The organism is Flavobacterium azooxidireducens (genome assembly GCF_023195775.1).
Lineage (GTDB): Bacteria > Bacteroidota > Bacteroidia > Flavobacteriales > Flavobacteriaceae > Flavobacterium > Flavobacterium azooxidireducens.
This window is the reverse complement of the sequence record NZ_CP096205.1, coordinates 2082583-2099643: the sequence shown is the minus strand read 5'-3', so window position 1 is coordinate 2099643 and position 17061 is coordinate 2082583. Positions and strand designations below refer to the sequence as shown.

Genomic DNA, 17061 nt, shown 5'->3' with positions numbered 1-17061 from the left:
AAATTTGTTAGTTATTTAATTCTTTGTCCACGCCGTGCATGTATTTTTTAATTATCGGAGATAGTAGTAGTAAAAGCAATCCTGTTCCAATTCCTATATAAAATAAAAGTTCAAAAAGATTAAAATAAGCTGCTTTTACTGTTATAAAATCTGCCCCTTTATCTACAGAAGAAAGCTTAGCTAATAAAACTGCTATATATTCAGAACTTGCAGTAGCTAAAAACCAAACTCCCATCATGAATCCGACAATTTTTGCTGGAGATAACTTAGTTACGGCAGATAAACCTACAGGTGACAAACAAAGTTCCCCCATTGTGTGAAGTAAATACAATAAAACCAACCAAATTGCCGCTACTTGACCATCACCGGATATTGAAGAACCAAACATCAAAGAACCAAAACCTAATCCGACTAAAAGTAATGACATCGAAAATTTTATTGCAGTATTTGGATTGTATTTACCCATTTTAACCCACAACCAAGCAAAAACAGGAGCTAAAGAAATTATAAAAAAAGAATTTAAACTTAAAAATTGTCCTGGTTTCCATTCAACTCCTAAAAACGTAGTGTCTAAAACGCGATCTGCAAATAAATTTAAAGAGGTATAAGCTTGTTCAAACAAAGCCCAAAAAACAGTGGAAAAAACAATCAAAATTGTTAATGAAAAAAGTCTATGTCTATCTACTTTTTCTACTTTTTTAAATCCAAAATATAATATGAAAGCAAAGGAAATACTCAAACTAATTAACAAAATATTCTCTACCACTTTATGTCTTTGGACCATTTGCCAAAACAAAACAGTTGAAAAAACAGATAATATATAGATTAAATATTCCGTTTTAATGCCGAATCTTTTTCTATTTAATTCTTCTGGCGAATTAGACTCTCCTTTTCCATTAAAATATTTTCTACCTGAAATAAAAGTAATTAAACCTAAAATCATACCTATTCCTGCAGCACCAAATCCATAACCCCAACCATATGTTTCTCCTAACCATACACATAGTAAAGAAGCAAAAAAGGATCCTAAGTTAATTCCCATATAAAAAATTGTGAATCCTGAATCTCTTCTATTATCGCCTTTCACATACAATTCCCCTACTAATGATGATATATTGGCCTTAAGATAACCAACTCCTACAATAATAAAAGCTAAAGAAAAATAGAATACTTGCAAGGCAAAACTATCTCTTTCAATTTCTCCAGTTACTGATAATGTTGCTGCATTTCCTTCATAAGCCATTCCTAGATGTCCCAAAACAAGAAGTATTCCTCCAAAAATAATTGCTCTTCTAAAACCCAAAAATCTATCAGCAAGATAACCCCCTAAAACAGGTGCTGCATAACCTAAAGCTGCGTAACTTCCAATTAATAAATATCCGGCATCATCACTAAAAAGATGATATTTAGTCAAATAAAATATCAGCAAAGCTTTCATTCCGTAGAAAGAAAATCGCTCCCACATTTCTGTAAAAAACAAAACATAGAGTCCAACCGGATGTCCTAGAAATGTTTTATCATTTAACTTTTGTTCGTTTGTCATAAGTTTGGTTATAAATTAGCTTTTAAGTAGTTAGTCATTTTGGTATATAATTGTAGTCGAATTTTTCCGCCATAAATACCGTGATTTGTGTCGGGATAAATAGCTTGGTCAAATTGTTTGTTGGCCAATTGCAAGGCACGAATCATACGAGTTGCATTTTGAAAATGTACATTATCATCCGCTGTTCCGTGGATGATTAGGTAATTTCCTTTTAATTTATCTACGTGATTGATGGGCGAATTATCATCATAACCACTCGCATTTTCTTGTGGTGTTTGCATATATCTTTCGGTGTAAATCGAATCATAAAAACGCCAATTGGTTACTGGAGCAACGGCAATGGCGGTTTTAAAAACGTCGTTTCCTTTTAAGATACAGTTGCTGGACATAAATCCGCCGTAACTCCAACCCCAGATTCCGATTCGGGTTTTATCGATGTAAGGATAATTTCCTAGCACTTTTGCCGCATCAATTTGATCTTCTACTTCGTATTTTCCTAATTCTTTTTGTGTTACTTTTTTGAAAGCAGCTCCTTTGTATCCGGTTCCTCTTCCATCCACACAAGCCACCAAATAGCCTTCTTGAGCCAGCATCATATGCCAAAAATCATTCGCTCCCAACCATTGATTGGCCACTTGTTGCGAACCCGGTCCGCTGTATTGAAATAATAATAATGGGTATTTTTTGGAAGCATCAAAATCTTTCGGTTTGATGATGTAGGCATTTAATTTATGCCCTTTTTCGGTCGTTAATTCGAAAAATTCTTTGGTAGGAAGATTGTAGCTTTCTAATTTGGAAGCTAATTCTTTATTATCAACAATGGATTGAACTTGCTTTCCGTCTTTGGAATCGTGTAATGTGTATGAAGTTGGTTCGGTTGAACTGGAAAAAGAATTGATAAAATATTGAAAATTGGGACTAAAAGTTGCCTTGTTAGTTCCTGTTTTATTCGTTAAACGAACTTTATTCTTTCCGTCTAATTTGATTTTATAAACATCCCGATTGATAGAACCATTTTCAACCGATTGATAATACACTTGACCATTTTTCTCATCAAATCCATAATACGAAGTCACTTCCCAATTTCCTTTCGTGATCTGATTGCGAAGTTTTCCGTTTTTGTCGTAATGATAAATGTGATTAAATCCGTCTTTTTCGGAAGTCCAAATAAAACTGTTGTCTTTCAAAAAGGTCAAATTATCGGTAACATCGACATAAGCAGCATCTTTTTCATTCAAAACCACTTTTGTAGTTCCTGTTTTAGCATCCACAAAAAGTAAATCTAAATTATTTTGATGACGATTTAACACTTGAATGCTCAACGCATTCGCATCATTTGTCCATTTCATTCGAGCGATATAAAAATCATTATACTGACTCAAATTGATGTTTTTGGTTTGATTTGCAGCTATTTCATACGTGTGCAAAGAAACCAACGCATTTTTTTCTCCTGCTTTGGGGTATTTAAAAACGTGTTGCGAAGGATATAATTCTTTCCCAAAAACATCCATAGAAAATTCAGGAACTTCAGTTTCATCAAATTTAATGTAGGCTAAATGTGTGCTAGAACTATTCCAATCAAAAGCTCTCACGAAAGCAAATTCTTCTTCGTAAACCCAATCGGTAATTCCGTTAATGATGTGATTTTTCTTTCCATCTGTAGTAATTTGAGTATGTTTATCAGAAGCTAAATCATACACATATAAATTATTTTCATAACCATAGGCAATCTTTTTTCCATCAGGAGAAAACGTTGGTTCTTGAATTTTATAATCGGCTACTTGTTGCAATTTCTTCGATGATAAGTCATAAATATAAAAATCGGCAACGGAAGAATGTCGATAAATTGGTTCCGAATTCAAAGCAATCAACAATTGCGTTTCAGTTGAATTGAATGTGTAACTATCAATGGATTTTAATTCGGTATGATTTTTCGTATCAACGAGCGTGCTCACTTTCTTCAACGTTGCAAAATCGTACAAATCGATTTGAAAAGTATTGGAATTTCTGTCAAAATTTAAAACAGTATATTGATTGGTATTTTTGAGAGCTTGCAAAGCATCCATCCCTTTTGTTCGGAAAGTTCCTGAGGACCAGATGTCTTCTAAGGTGATTTTTTGCTGACCTATCGCGGTCGCGGATACAAGAAGTAAGAAACAAACGAGTTTTGACAATTGATTCATTTTTGATGCATTAAAAAAAGATTCAATTTTAGTGAAAAAATCGGAATAAAACGAGTTTTTTTCTGTTAAATAGCAATTTTTGGATTTTTGAATGGTTTGGAATTAAAAGAATCTTATTATCATTTTGAAAAACCGCTCTAAAATTTTTTCTTCATTATCTTTGCATCACAATAAGCAACAAACATGAACCACGAAATTTCCGGATTTTCTAAATTATCCAAAGTTGAAAAAATTGAATGGATTGCAAAACAGTATTTTTCACAACCTGAAGAAGGTATTTCATTAATCAAAAACTATTGGAATACGGATGGAAAACTGCAACAATTGCACGACGAATTCATCGAAAATACGATTTCCAATTTTTATTTGCCGTTGGGAATTGCACCGAATTTCAACATTAACGGAAGAAATTATACCGTTCCGATGGTGATTGAAGAAAGTTCTGTCGTGGCAGCAGCGGCTAAATCAGCTAAATTTTGGTCGAAACGTGGCGGATTTAAAACGACGGTTTTGAATACCGAAAAAATCGGACAAGTTCATTTTATTTATAAAGGTGAAAAATCCAAATTGGTTGATTTTTTTAATCAAACGAAAGCAAAATTCTATTCAGAAACAGAAAGCATAACCAAAAATATGCAAAAACGTGGTGGCGGAATTTTGGATATTATTTTGAATGATAAAACTACGGATTTAGAAAATTACTATCAATTGCATGCTACTTTTGAAACCAAAGATAGTATGGGTGCGAATTTTATCAATTCGTGTTTGGAACAATTTGCTAAAACCTTGAAGCAAGAGGCTCAAACTTTTGAAATTTTTTCGGAAGATGAAAAAAACATTGAAGTAGTGATGAGCATTTTGTCAAACTATGTTACGAATTGTATTGTTCGAGCAGAAGTTTCTTGTCCGATTGAAGAATTAGCCGAAAAACAAATCGAAAACCCGAAAGAATTTGCCGAGAAGTTTGTCCGAGCCGTTCAAATTGCACAAATTGAACCTTTTCGTGCCGTAACGCACAACAAAGGAATTATGAACGGAATTGATGCCGTGGTTTTAGCAACCGGAAACGACTTTAGAGCCGTGGAAGCCGGAGCACACGCGTATGCCAGCCGAAACGGAAAATATAGCAGTTTATCACACGCAACAATTGAAAACGGCATTTTTAAATTTCGGTTAGAAATTCCTTTAGCGTTAGGAACTGTGGGCGGATTAACTTCGTTACATCCCTTAGTGAAGTTGAATTTAGAAATTTTAGAAAAACCATCAGCTCGTGAATTAATGCAAATTGTTGCTGCTGTTGGATTAGCTCAAAATTTTGCCGCATTGCGATCATTGACCACTAAAGGAATTCAGGAAGGTCATATGAAAATGCACATCAACAATATTTTAAATCAATATCATGCTACTGCAGAAGAAAGAGTAAAAGTAGCGGAATATTTTAAAAACAATACGATTTCACACGCTTCTGTGGCGGGATTTTTGGAAGAAATTAGAAAATAAATCACCTTGAAACAAACCTTTTACAGCAACGGAAAATTACTCTTAACCGGCGAATATGTAGTGCTTGACGGAGCTTTAGCTTTAGCTTTACCTACAAAATTTGGACAGAATTTAACCGTAGAACCAATTCCATCGAAACAAATTCTATGGAAAAGTTTTGATCAAGACGGAAGCACTTGGTTTGAAGATGAATTTACGTTTGACGAAATCATCAACAAACCATTTAATGCTGAAAATTCAGTTCGAAATACTTTATTGGAAATTTTGAACGAAGCTTTTCAAATGAATCCCGATTTTTTAGATAAAAATGGTTTCAACATCGAAACCAATTTGACTTTTCCAAAAAATTGGGGTTTGGGCACTTCTTCCACATTAATCAACAACATTGGGCAATGGTTACACATCGATGCCTTTGAATTGTTGAACCGAAGTTTTGGCGGAAGTGGCTATGATATCGCATGTGCAAAAAGAGATTCGCCGATCGTGTATCAATTAATAAATAATCAACCTCAGTTTAAAACGGTTGAATTTTATCCGGAATTTCGAAACCATTTGTATTTTGTTTATTTAAATAGAAAACAAAGTAGTAAATCGGCCATTGCCAATTACATCAACAACCAACACAACATTGGAAAAACGATTGAAAAAATAAATAAGATTACAAATTCTGTCCTTTCCTCTTCCGATTTAAAGTCCTTTGTTTATGAAATGGAAAAGCACGAAAGCATTATGAGCGAAGTGCTGGAAACCATTACCATCAAAGAAGCTTTCTTTTATGATTTTAAAGGCGTAATTAAAAGCTTAGGAGCTTGGGGCGGGGATTTTGTGCTTGTGATTTCTAAAGACGATCCTAGCGGTTATTTTAAAGAGCGTGGTTTTGAAACTATTCTTCGTTATGATGAAATGATTCTAAAATAAAAAAAATCCCAACACTTCAAAAGGTTGGGATTTTTTACTAATTGCAGTTTGAATTAATAATTAAACTGTAATCTGTTATCTTTAATTTTTGCTTTATCTTTTAATGCTCCAAACACTCTACCTACTGCAGAAGCGTTTTGAGATTTTAAAGTATTCACTTGAGTTGTAAAATCTTTAGCTGGCAAAGGCTCAGTTACTTTGGTAGTTTTTACTACAAATACACTTGCATTACCTTCAATTGGAGCAGAAAGTTTGTTAACCGCTGTTCCAAAAGCTAATCCTACCACTTTTGGTTCATATCCTGAAGAAGCTACTGATGGATTTTCTAACGTAACATCTGTAGCCGTCTGCACTTGAACAGCATTAGCTTGAGCAATAGCATCCAATGAAGTTGCTTTCATTTTAGCCATGATTTTCTCAGCTTTCTTTTTGTTCTTTAAAATTGGTTCAACTTGAATTCTGGCATCTTCGATGGCTAATAAACCTTCTTCGTTCACCTTTTTCAGTTTAACAATCATATGACCAACTTTAGGAAGTTCAAAACGTTTTACATCATTAACGTCAGTATTTTTTTCAAAAGCCCAACGAATAACTTGTCTTTGTGAACCATATTGACCTAACATTTCATCTAATGCTTTTACACGAACAGATGGGTTCACTGTTAGCTTAGCTTCTTTTGCAGCAGTTTCAAATGATTTTTCGTTAGCCGCTAATTCAAATTTCACTGCATTTGTATAAGCATTTTCAGAAGTTTTTTCTGAAGCTTCAATTTTTTGAGCAATAGTTGCTAAACGAATAGCATCTTGTTTGTCTGTTACTTTAATAATGTGATAACCAAATTCAGTCTCTACTAAACCAACTTTTCCGATTGGATTATTGAAAACGAAATCATTAAATGCAGGAACCATTTGACCAGGTCCGAAGAAATCTAAATCTCCACCTTTTTGAGCAGAACCTTGATCTTCCGAAACTGTAAATGCTTGCATAGTAAATGCGTCTGGATTTTTTTGCACTTCAGCTAAAATTCCTTCTGCTTTAACTTTTGCTTCTTCTTTGGTTCTGTCTTCTTTTGGTTGAGCTCTTGAACCAGTGAAACTGATTAAGATGTGACTTGCTCTTGCTTTTGCACCAGCTCTTCTTCCCATTGAACGACTTAAAGCAAAGTATTCGCCATACTGATAAGGACCATAAACTTGACCTTCGGCTAAGTTGAAAATAGCTTCAGCATGTTCTGCCGGTAAATCAGATTTCCCGATATACGTTGAATCGTATGGAAATTGAGAATTTTCGTTTACAAATTTAATTGCATCAGTAGTAGTTGAAAAACTAGGAATAGTATCGTTTGAATCTGTTTCCTTATTATATTTTACTGATGGAGCTAAGAATGAATTTAACTTATTTTTGATATCGTTTTTATCTGAATCTGATGGTTGATCTTCAATAACAACATATTCAATTTCGCGAGTTTCATCTGCTTTGTATTTTTTCTCATTCTTTTTCATGTAATCCATGATTTCAGCATCTGTAACTTTCACATCACTGTCTTTCACTGAAGAATAAGGAACGGCTACAAAATCAAATGTAACTTTTTTGTTTTCTAAATTATATTTGAATTTAGCATCATTTTGTGTTGTAAAAAAGCCAGACTTAACTAATGTGCTATATAACTGATATTTTGCATTGATATTTGCACCTTCTTCAACGTTTTGAAAATAGTCTTTTTCTTGTTGATTTGAACTTGATTTAATATATTCTCTATATTTATTGATATCAAATTGTTGCAATTCATTTTGAAAAGAAGGATTTTGACCAAAATTAGGATCGGCTTTCAATGTTTCAATCAAGTGGTTTTCACCAATTCTAATTCCTAATTTTTCAAGTTCTTCAGACAATAATGCAAGGTTAATTTCTTGATTCCAAACTTGATTAACTGCTTGGATGTTAGACATTCCTTGACCTGATTTTTCAGTATTTCCTACTTTCATTCTAAATTCTTCAAACGGAATATCTTTTCCATTAATGGTTCCTACATTGTTTGAAGATTGGCTAAAACCGCCACTTTGAATCACGTCTGCTAATACAAAAGAGAATAATGCCAACGCAATAATCACTATAAGAATAAATGAACGTTGTCTAATTTTTCCTAAAATCGCCATTTCTATTTATGTTTAATTTTATTTCAGTTTGCGAAAATACAATTATCTGTGAAATAATTATAAAGAATTCAATATATTTTGTGGATTTTTTACACAGCAAAAAATAATGTTACTCAATAAAGAAGAATATTCGCTTTTATGACTATAAAAGGCTATTCATTTATTTAATCTGAATAATCAATAATCATTTTTACCAGCTCAATTTTCTTATTCGAAGCTTCTTCAATTAAAAATTGAAAATTATCAATTTCAATCACTTCTCCTTTTTGTGGAATTTCCTTAACATGATCTACAATAAATCCTCCTAATGTTAAATAGGAATCATCTTCGGGAATATTCAATTTGTAAACTTCATTAATATATTCAACATCCAAACGAGTAGAAAATCTGAATTCTTTTTCGCTCAATTGTTCTTCAATCAGTGTTTCGTCTGAATCGTGTTCATCTTGAATTTCTCCAAACAATTCTTCAACAATATCTTCAATGGTAATCATTCCTGAGGTTCCGCCATATTCATCTAACACAATTGCAACACTTTTCCGCTTTTTGGTTAAAAGGTTCATCACATCTTTAATAAACATTGTTTCGGGAACAAATTCTACCGGAATCATGACCGATTTGATTGTTCTGGGTTTTCGAAACAGTTCAAACGAATGCACATAACCAATAATATCATCTAATGAAGATTGATAAACCAGTACTTTAGAAAAACCTGTTTCTATAAAAAGTGCTTTTAATTCTTTAACCGAATCATGAATTTCAACAGCAGAAATTTCAGTTCGAGGAATCATAATATCACGAGCTTTTACGCCTGAAAACTCTAAAGCATTTTGAAAGATTTGAATTTCAGAATCAACTGTATCGTGATCTTCTACCGAATTCATTTGTTCAGAAATAAAATTACCTAATTCTACTTTACTAAAAAAAAGTTGAGCCTCATCGCCTTCGGTTTTAAATAATTTTCTAAGAAAAAAATCGGAAATCCAAATTACAAAGGAAGAAATATAATAGAGTAATTGATAAAAAATATAGGCCGGAACTGCAAAAATTTTAATGAATGTATTGGCATAAATTTGAAAAAAAACTTTTGGTAAAAATTCGGCTGTAACCAAAATGATTGCTGTTGAAATAAGCGTTTGAATCATTAAAACTTGAAACGGTAAATTATCATTATTGATGAATTCCGGATAAATCAATTTAATAATTAAATCACCCATGGTAAAACCATAAATTACTAAAGCAATATTATTTCCCACCAACATGGAAGCAATGAACTTGGATGGATTTTGAGTTATTTTGGTTAAAATTTTAGCCACAAACCCATCTTGCATTTTTTCGATTCCGAGGTAGACTTTATTGGAGGAAACAAAAGCGATTTCCATTCCGGAAAAAAATGCCGAAAGCAGTAAACAAATTAGAATGATACTGATTTCCATAAGGTTTTATTTTTTGTCCCGATTATCCATTTTATTCATAAATCGTCTTCTAAAAAAGAACATAAAAATGGCCAATGCTGCAAAAAAGAAAAGTAGCCAAGGATTTTTTTCTTCGGAATCTAGATTAGCAAAACCTTGATAAATAAAAAAACCGGCTGCAAAAAGATAAAAATATTGAATGTATTTTAGGTATGTCATGTTTGTTTTCTGTTGTCTGTTGTCTGTTGTCGGTTGTTGGTTTTCTGTTCACTGAGAACTGTTAATTACTGCAAACTAATTTATTCTGCTTCGTTAATTACGCCGGAAACTTTTTGAAAGTTTATTCGTTTAAAATCTTTACTAAAATCTAAACCATCTCCTTGTGTTTCTCCTTTGAAAGGGTCTGTAAATTTAAACTTTTTTTCTGTAAAAAACCATTCATTTTTTTGGTCGTAATAGAGTTGCTCGGTTTCTAAATATTGCCCTCCTTCAGATGTCATTCTAACATTGCCTTGCATATCAATAATATCTGTTCCTTTGAACGTAACGGCATAATCCGATTTGATGAAGTTTTTTTTGCCATCTTGATCATACAATGTCACTTCAATTCCTTTTGGAAACTCGGTGAATGGATAAAGTACCGTACCATAATCCATCATTTTCGGACTTACCATAATGGCTTTGATTCTGCCGGAATCGGTATATTTTAGATTGACGGAATCGGCCTCACCGGAAGCCATAAATTCTGATACATTAATTCGTTGGATATCTTTAAAATTGCTTTGGCAACCAAAAAACAATGTCACAGCAAAAACTGTGACACTGAAATTGATTATTTTGTTTATGCAGAGCATAGTTTATAAGTTAGGAACTGTAACACTTCTTCCTACCCAACAATTAAAACGGATAGACTCACCTGCTCTACCTGCACTGTGAATATCTGCTTTTGAAGGAGCTAGTTTATCATAAGATGCAGCGGCAGCGTTTCCTGCTGACGTTCCTGCTTTTCTAGCAGTTTGAGCCGCTAACCAATAGATAGCTCTTTTTTCGAAAGGATCGTTTCCACATTCGTTTGCACTGTTAGCATACAACTGAGCGATAAAAACCTGAGCCTCTCCCAAAGATGGTTTTGCTGCTAATGCTTTTTCTGCATAAGTTCTTGCTTGAGACTTATTACTACTTCCGTATATATTTCTGGCAATTGTGTAATATACGTTTGCTTTTTTGGTATTGTCTTTTTGCAATTCTGCTGATTGGTTAAAATACTCTAATGCTTTGGTTGTATTCTTTTTGTTGTAAAAAGAAACTCCTAAATTATAAGCAGATTCTGCTGTTGGATTTAAGGCATGCAAAGCATCTGAAATTTTTGAAAACAAAGGATCAGAAGCACAACCTTTTTTGTCTAAACGATCTGCTGCTCTCTTTAACCATTCTGCATCACCTTTTTTCTCTTCAAAACTTGCTCCTAAAAATGGAATCAAACGTTCACAAGTAGACAACTGAGCAATTTTGTTATCCATACTTGTTCTAATGGTTTGAAAAGCGTCTAAGTTAATTTGATTAACACTTTTAACATTTTCTTCTTTAGTTGTTAATGCAGTTCCTGCTTCTTCTTTTTGTAAAATTACATCTAAATCATCCGAAAGTTTTTTCTCTTCTTCGTCAATTTTATCTGAAATTTCGTCGTATTTGTTAAACAAATCTTGTAATTGAATACCTTTTTTACCTGCTTCAAAATCGTTTACATAAATTTCAAAGTAAACATAAAGTGCTTTTGCGTTAGTAAAGTTAGCTCTATCTGTTTTAAAAGCATCGTCAAGTAAGCCATACACTTCATCTGGAGTTCCCACATTGTTTTCGAACAATGCCATTGCTTTTCTTACTTTATTTCCTCTGTTATTATCAGGGAAATGAGTGTCAAACTCTCCGTACATTTTTACTAAATCGCGAACTTCTTTTTCTTTATCAGCTGGAGTTTTAGCGTTTTCTATCCGGTAATTTAATATTTGTTCTCCTCTAATGTATATTGCATTATGAAAAGAAGCACAGTTTTTACGAGAATACATCCATGGTTCATAAGCGGCAGTAAAATCTTTAGCTTTGCAAAGCTCATTAAAAATGGATAATTTTTCTGCACAATCGGCGGCGTTCTGAGCTTTTCCGTTCATCATTCCGATGAGAAACGCAAATACAATAATTAATTTAGTTTTCATAGTTATAAAATTTCTGTATTATTCATATTTTCTTTTAACAAACCATCTATCATTTAATGATAAACTTATAAAAATATTGGTGTAGTTTTCTTCAACAAGTCCAGAATAGATTGTTCCTCTTTTTCCGTACTCAACACCTACGTTGATGTTTGAAAAACTTCCTCCAAGTGGTAAACCTAAACCAAAAGTTATGCCATAATTATTTATTGCCTTATTGTTTATTATTAAGCCAGTGTTTTCATAGTTAAAACCGGCTCTGTAGGTCACTCTTTCTAAATACTTATTAAAAGAATTGTATTTAGGGATGAAATATCCACCAAAACTGAACTTTGTTGAATTTTCATACTCAACATTGTCAATATCATTAAAACGATTACCAAAACTGCTTGATTGTTGCATTGTTAATTCAGCTCCAACTGCCCATTTTCTAACTTCACCAATTCCTGCCCCTAAAACAAATTTAGAAGGCAATTTAAGCTTAGAAGTACTTAGTTGGGTTATTCCTTCGTCTTGTGGTACAAAATTAAAATTTGCGGCAACTAATACCGTTGTTATATTTCTCTCATTATCAATATTCATATTACTTTCGGGAGAATAAGCTAAGCTTCCAAAAACTGTCAACTTTTCTGTTACTTTTCTGTTATACATCATTCCGAAATTATAATTCACACCATTTAATCTACTTTCATTTAATTCTCTTGTTCCATATTGAACCTCAGGAATATAATCAACTGCTGTGGTAGAAATATTTCCAAAATTATAATTTATATCGGCACCAATGCTAAAATTGTCGTTAAACTTATATCCCAGTCCGCCAAAAAGTCTGTTTACACCGCCTTCACCAAAATACCTTGAACTCGTTTGAGTAGGGTCTGCATTTACATTTTGAATTTTATAACCAACCGATGAAAAAGGAAGAAGACCAAGCGAAGCACCAAACTTTTTTGATATTGGCATTGCCACTACCAAATAATCGATTGTTGTTCGAGTTGCTTTTTCAGATTGTGATTCTGTTTCTAATTTTACATTGTTGTAATTTGCACCTACTGTAAAAGTAGTGAACTTTAAATGTGAAAACGAAGCTGGATTTTGTAGATTTACATGGATGGAATCATTAAAAACACTAACACCCCCCATTGAACGGTTTTCAACAGTGCCTTTAAATTTTATATCTCCAATTCCGTAAAAAGAATAAGGAGATGAAGTTCCTTCCTGAGCCCACGTTACAGCTGATAAAAATAAGCAAAAGCCTATCAGAATTTTTTTAATCATTTTTGATTGTATATTGAAAAAATTGGTTCAAACTCTCCAAAAGGAAATTTGAATTGGCAAATATGGTATTTTTTAATCTTTTTGCCAAAAAAACAGTGTCTCCACCCGTTAAAATTATGGTAAAGTTTTCATATTGCTGTTTATAACGGTCTATAATGCCATCTATTTCACAAATTAAACCGTTCACTACTCCGGAATGAATGGATTGATTTGTTGAGTTGCCAACCAACCCTACAGGCTCTTCAAGTGCTAACAATGGTAATTTTGCGGTAAATTGATGTAATGATTCATACCTAAGTTTAAAACCAGGCGAAATTGCTCCGCCCCAATAGTTATTATCCTTATCAACAAAATCATAGGTAATGCAGGTTCCTACATCAATAATCAAACGATTTTGGTTTGGATATAACAGTGTTGCTCCTGCCGCAAGAATCATTCTATCAACTCCTAATGTTTTTGGTGTGGCGTATTTATTTTGAAAAGGAAAAAAATCTAAATTGGAAACAAAGTGGACATTAATACTATTTGAAAGAGTTTCTAAATCAAAACTTAGATTTTTTCCAACAGAAGAAACGATCAAATTGTTGATTTTTGGATAGGACAACAAAATATTTTTAAAATTATTTTCAGCTGCTTCATCAGTAAACACATAAGATTCCATAAGTGTATCAAGCTCATAAACAGCACATTTAATTCTTGTATTCCCTATATCTACAACTAAAACCATGTTTTATATTTCTGCCGACGAAGGTACGAATAGATTTTTTTTAATAATTGTTTTGTATAAAATAAAAATCGTTCTATATTTGCACCCGCAATCAACAAGCAGTAATGCTCAAAATTGTTAAAGGTACCTTAGCTCAGATGGTAGAGCAATGGACTGAAAATCCATGTGTCCCTGGTTCGATCCCTGGAGGTACCACTTAAACCCGAATAGCAATATTCGGGTTTTTTGTTTTTTATTATATTCTGATTTAATCCGTTTTTATCGAATCTATAACCGTTTGAGGTTTCAATTCATCTGAAACACTCGGAGTTGTTGTGGTTTTAATTTCAGGTTTTGCTTCTTCCATTCCTTCAACATATTCGGTTTCTTCTAAATCTTCGGTCTTTTTTCCTACTCCAATTTCTAGGTTTTCTTGTGTCCCGGTAACTTTTATTGGTATTCCGATGATTCCTAATGGTGGAAGTCCGATTCGCATTTTCAAATTAATTTTTCCATCAAAACTGGTTTCGCCTTCAATTCTAGGTCTGAATCCGGCAGATTTGAATTTGAAACGCTCAATTTTTATCAAATTGTTTTTTACTGTTGTTTTGATATCAATTTTGGAAATATCCGGATCTTTCAACGCATCGGTTTCGGTTTTTTGACTAACTATGTTAAATAGTTTAAAGCCTTTCATCTTTACATTTTTTACAGAAAGTGTTCCTCCTCCAATCAAGGAAGGGAAAACTGGCGTCATATTTCCATCTAATTTTCCGGCAATTTTATAATCTAATGAAACAGTTCCCTCTGCATATTCTGCCGCAGAAGCCATTTCTCTAAATAGAGCAATTTCGTTGTAAGCCCGTTTAATATCAAAATCTAATGCTTTAATTTTATAATCAAAATCGGCACGGGTTGGCGTTTCATGAAAGTAAATTGCATTCATAGTAACTTTTGTTCCTATAATTGAAAACGAGGTGTTTTGTAACATCAATTTTCCTTGATTAACATTGACTTTTCCTATCAGATTTTCAATATTCAAATCATCAAAATTGATTTTTTTTACGTTTGCTTTCAGATTAAAATCAAATTTAGATGGAATTACAACCACGCCATTTTGAACCGTTTTATCTTTTTCTTCTTGCGTTTCATTTGCAAAAGCCATGAATTCATTTATTTGAATAAAATCGGAATCAACAGAAAAACTGCCTTTCAAAATTTCACTATCTGAGAGGGTAAAATTGATGACATTTTCCATGAAGCCATTCATCTTGAAATCAGATTGCCCGTAGGATGCGATAAAATTATTGAAATTCATCTTGTCCTGATTAAACAAAAACAACCCTTCGTTTATTATAAATGGTTTAGGTAAGAATTCGGAATTAATTTTAATCTCTTTGAGCTCTAACGTTCCTTTATTATTTAGATTGGCGTATTTTCCTGACGTTGCATCACTTTGTTTGCCCTGAAAAGCCACATCCATTTTGGCAAAACCGGTTACACCTAATCCTTTTTGCGAGAATACTTTGTATATTTTTTCAATGTTTAATTCGCCTTTTGCTTTGATATCATAATCAATATCATCAAAATTTTGAAGCTTAGCATACAAATCAAATGGTTTTCCTTCAAATTCTAATGTAGCTGGAGAAATCAATACATTCAAATCTTTAAATTCACCCGAAGCATCAGAAGCTACTGCTTTAAAATTGATATTTTTTATCGGGTTTGGATAATAAATTGTCTTTACAAAACCATTTTTAAGTTCTAAATTTCCTCTTGTAACAGGGAATTTTTTCTGTTCTTTATTATACTTTCCTTTTGAAACAATATCGGCAGAAAAACTTCCTTTCAAATCCATATTTTCAAGACCAAAAGCCTGATCAAGCTTTGCTAAATCTAATTTTGATCGAATTCTGGCATCAATCGTCGGACTTGACAAACCATTCACTTTTACGTTCCCGTTGAAAAAATCTTTTCCTACATCAAAATAGACAGAGTCGATCTTTAAAATCAATTTTTCTATATCTAACGACGGTAATTTGGTATCGAAATTTAGAAATATGTTTTCTGCCGGAAGTGGCGTGTTGTTGTATGAAATAAATCCATCTCGAATTTTCATGTTAAAATGAATATCCGGTTTTTTATTTTCTTCTGCTATGTATTTCCCTCTTAACGAAAATAGCAAGTCTGTTTTTCCTTTGATGTTTGTTTTGGAAAGCCAAGTGATGAACTGTGGCGGTAAAGCTGTAAAGAAATCATTGAGCTTACTGTTTACAGATTTTACATTAAAATCTAAATCGTAACCATTTTTTAAGAAATTGAATTTGCCTTTAAATTCAACAGGAAGTTTGTTAATCATCAGGTTGTTTTCCTCAAAAATTAAGGCGAGAGAATTGGTGTTTATTTTGGTAATGAGTTCAGCGTTTACCTTTTTGTTTTTTAAATATTCTTCGTTATCAAATGAAAAATCAAAGCCTTCAATTTGAGCTTTTGTTTTTAAATCGAAAATTGATTCGTGTAAATCTCCTTTTCCTAAATAATTGAATTCTTTAGCTTTGATTAGCATTTTTGCAGATTGATCTTCATAAACCAATCGTATTTTTTTTATGTCTATTCTTTCTAATTTTATGGAAGCAGAGGTAGAATCTGTGGATTCTTCTTTACTTTCTGAAACATACACATTGTAATTAGGCTGACCTTTTTTGTTCACTTTTACATTGATAAATCCATCGGACACAAAAATTTTGTCAATTTTAATCTTCTCATCAAAAAAGATAGATTTTACATTAATTCCGAATGCAATTTCTTTGGCAGAAATTAACGTGTCTTTTTCGAACGGAGCTGAACCTTTTAACAAAAATTCATCTAATGATAGCGTTAGAGAAGGAAAATGAGTAAAAAAGGAAAGATTTGTTTCTTTGAAGCTCAATTCTCCATTTAGTTTTTCATTTGCAAACGATTTAACTTTATTGGTTATGGTTTCCGGAAAAAGTGTGGGCAATAGAAAAAGCAATAACAATAAAACGGCTATGGTGATTCCTGTTATTTTTAGAATCTTTAAAACGATTGATTTTATTGATTTTTTCATGACACGAAATTAAATTATTCGAATCTAATTTACAATAGTTTTAAAAACAACAAAAAACCCAGCTAAA

The 17061-nt window shown here is 32.6% G+C and carries 12 protein-coding genes and 1 tRNA gene; 3 read left to right on the top strand and 10 right to left on the bottom strand.

Annotated elements, in window-relative coordinates:
• Window positions 1-7: 7 nt before the first annotated feature.
• Together M0M57_RS09145 and M0M57_RS09140 are read right to left on the bottom strand one after the other, a co-directional pair.
• Window positions 8-1543: a peptide MFS transporter gene (locus tag M0M57_RS09145; RefSeq protein WP_248432748.1), complete on the bottom strand. Its 1536-nt coding sequence runs from the start codon at window positions 1541-1543 to the stop codon at window positions 8-10.
• Between the two features lie 8 nt (window positions 1544-1551).
• A complete protein-coding gene (locus M0M57_RS09140; RefSeq protein WP_248432747.1) occupies window positions 1552-3726 on the bottom strand; it encodes a S9 family peptidase in 2175 nt (724 codons plus the stop codon).
• A 183-nt stretch (window positions 3727-3909) separates the two neighbouring features.
• Here M0M57_RS09140 and M0M57_RS09135 point away from each other — a divergent pair, with 183 nt between their 5' ends.
• Window positions 3910-5226, top strand: a complete 1317-nt coding sequence (locus tag M0M57_RS09135) for a hydroxymethylglutaryl-CoA reductase, degradative (RefSeq protein WP_248432746.1) — start codon at window positions 3910-3912, stop codon at window positions 5224-5226.
• Between the two features lie 6 nt (window positions 5227-5232).
• A complete protein-coding gene (locus M0M57_RS09130; RefSeq protein ID WP_248432745.1) occupies window positions 5233-6144 on the top strand; it encodes a GYDIA family GHMP kinase in 912 nt (303 codons plus the stop codon).
• 53 nt (window positions 6145-6197) lie between these two features.
• On the opposite strand, the gene M0M57_RS09125 is transcribed toward M0M57_RS09130, so the two are convergent.
• The 7 genes from M0M57_RS09125 to M0M57_RS09095 all read right to left on the bottom strand — a co-directional run bounded on the left by M0M57_RS09125 (window position 6198) and on the right by M0M57_RS09095 (window position 13927).
• Complete coding sequence (locus M0M57_RS09125; RefSeq protein WP_248432744.1) at window positions 6198-8300, bottom strand: peptidylprolyl isomerase; 2103 nt, start codon at window positions 8298-8300, stop codon at window positions 6198-6200.
• 164 nt (window positions 8301-8464) lie between these two features.
• Entirely contained in the window at window positions 8465-9736 is a 1272-nt protein-coding gene (locus M0M57_RS09120) for a hemolysin family protein (protein WP_248432743.1), read from the bottom strand.
• 6 nt (window positions 9737-9742) lie between these two features.
• On the bottom strand, window positions 9743-9934 hold the full coding sequence (locus tag M0M57_RS09115) for a hypothetical protein (protein WP_248432742.1): 192 nt from the start codon (window positions 9932-9934) through the stop codon (window positions 9743-9745).
• A gap of 80 nt (window positions 9935-10014) precedes the next feature.
• Window positions 10015-10569, bottom strand: a complete 555-nt coding sequence (gene lptC / locus M0M57_RS09110) for an LPS export ABC transporter periplasmic protein LptC (protein ID WP_248432741.1) — start codon at window positions 10567-10569, stop codon at window positions 10015-10017.
• Window positions 10570-10572: 3 nt separating this feature from the next.
• Entirely contained in the window at window positions 10573-11928 is a 1356-nt protein-coding gene (locus M0M57_RS09105; protein WP_248432740.1) for a tetratricopeptide repeat protein, read from the bottom strand.
• Window positions 11929-11946: 18 nt separating this feature from the next.
• Window positions 11947-13200: an OmpP1/FadL family transporter gene (locus M0M57_RS09100; protein ID WP_248432739.1), complete on the bottom strand. Its 1254-nt coding sequence runs from the start codon at window positions 13198-13200 to the stop codon at window positions 11947-11949.
• A complete protein-coding gene (locus M0M57_RS09095) occupies window positions 13193-13927 on the bottom strand; it encodes a type III pantothenate kinase (protein WP_248432738.1) in 735 nt (244 codons plus the stop codon). The genes M0M57_RS09100 and M0M57_RS09095 overlap by 8 nt, the downstream gene beginning before the upstream one ends.
• Before the next feature lie 122 nt (window positions 13928-14049).
• On the opposite strand from M0M57_RS09095, the gene M0M57_RS09090 reads away from it, so the two are divergent.
• Window positions 14050-14122, top strand: a tRNA-Phe gene (locus M0M57_RS09090).
• Between the two features lie 52 nt (window positions 14123-14174).
• Here M0M57_RS09090 and M0M57_RS09085 read toward each other — a convergent pair.
• Window positions 14175-16994, bottom strand: a complete 2820-nt coding sequence (locus M0M57_RS09085; protein WP_248432737.1) for an AsmA family protein — start codon at window positions 16992-16994, stop codon at window positions 14175-14177.
• Between the last annotated feature and the right edge of the window lie 67 nt (window positions 16995-17061).

Bases quoted from the DNA above. Each gene is read 5' to 3' on its own strand.
- lptC (WP_248432741.1), bottom strand. From the start codon at position 10,569: ATGCTCTGCATAAACAAAATAATCAATTTCAGTGTCACAGTTTTTGCT.
- M0M57_RS09085 (WP_248432737.1), bottom strand. From the start codon at position 16,994: ATGAAAAAATCAATAAAATCAATCGTTTTAAAGATTCTAAAAATAACA.
- M0M57_RS09120 (WP_248432743.1), bottom strand. From the start codon at position 9,736: ATGGAAATCAGTATCATTCTAATTTGTTTACTGCTTTCGGCATTTTTT.
- M0M57_RS09125 (WP_248432744.1), bottom strand. From the start codon at position 8,300: ATGGCGATTTTAGGAAAAATTAGACAACGTTCATTTATTCTTATAGTG.
- M0M57_RS09100 (WP_248432739.1), bottom strand. From the start codon at position 13,200: ATGATTAAAAAAATTCTGATAGGCTTTTGCTTATTTTTATCAGCTGTA.
- M0M57_RS09115 (WP_248432742.1), bottom strand. From the start codon at position 9,934: ATGACATACCTAAAATACATTCAATATTTTTATCTTTTTGCAGCCGGT.
- M0M57_RS09135 (WP_248432746.1), top strand. From the start codon at position 3,910: ATGAACCACGAAATTTCCGGATTTTCTAAATTATCCAAAGTTGAAAAA.
- M0M57_RS09095 (WP_248432738.1), bottom strand. From the start codon at position 13,927: ATGGTTTTAGTTGTAGATATAGGGAATACAAGAATTAAATGTGCTGTT.
- M0M57_RS09140 (WP_248432747.1), bottom strand. From the start codon at position 3,726: ATGAATCAATTGTCAAAACTCGTTTGTTTCTTACTTCTTGTATCCGCG.
- M0M57_RS09105 (WP_248432740.1), bottom strand. From the start codon at position 11,928: ATGAAAACTAAATTAATTATTGTATTTGCGTTTCTCATCGGAATGATG.
- M0M57_RS09145 (WP_248432748.1), bottom strand. From the start codon at position 1,543: ATGACAAACGAACAAAAGTTAAATGATAAAACATTTCTAGGACATCCG.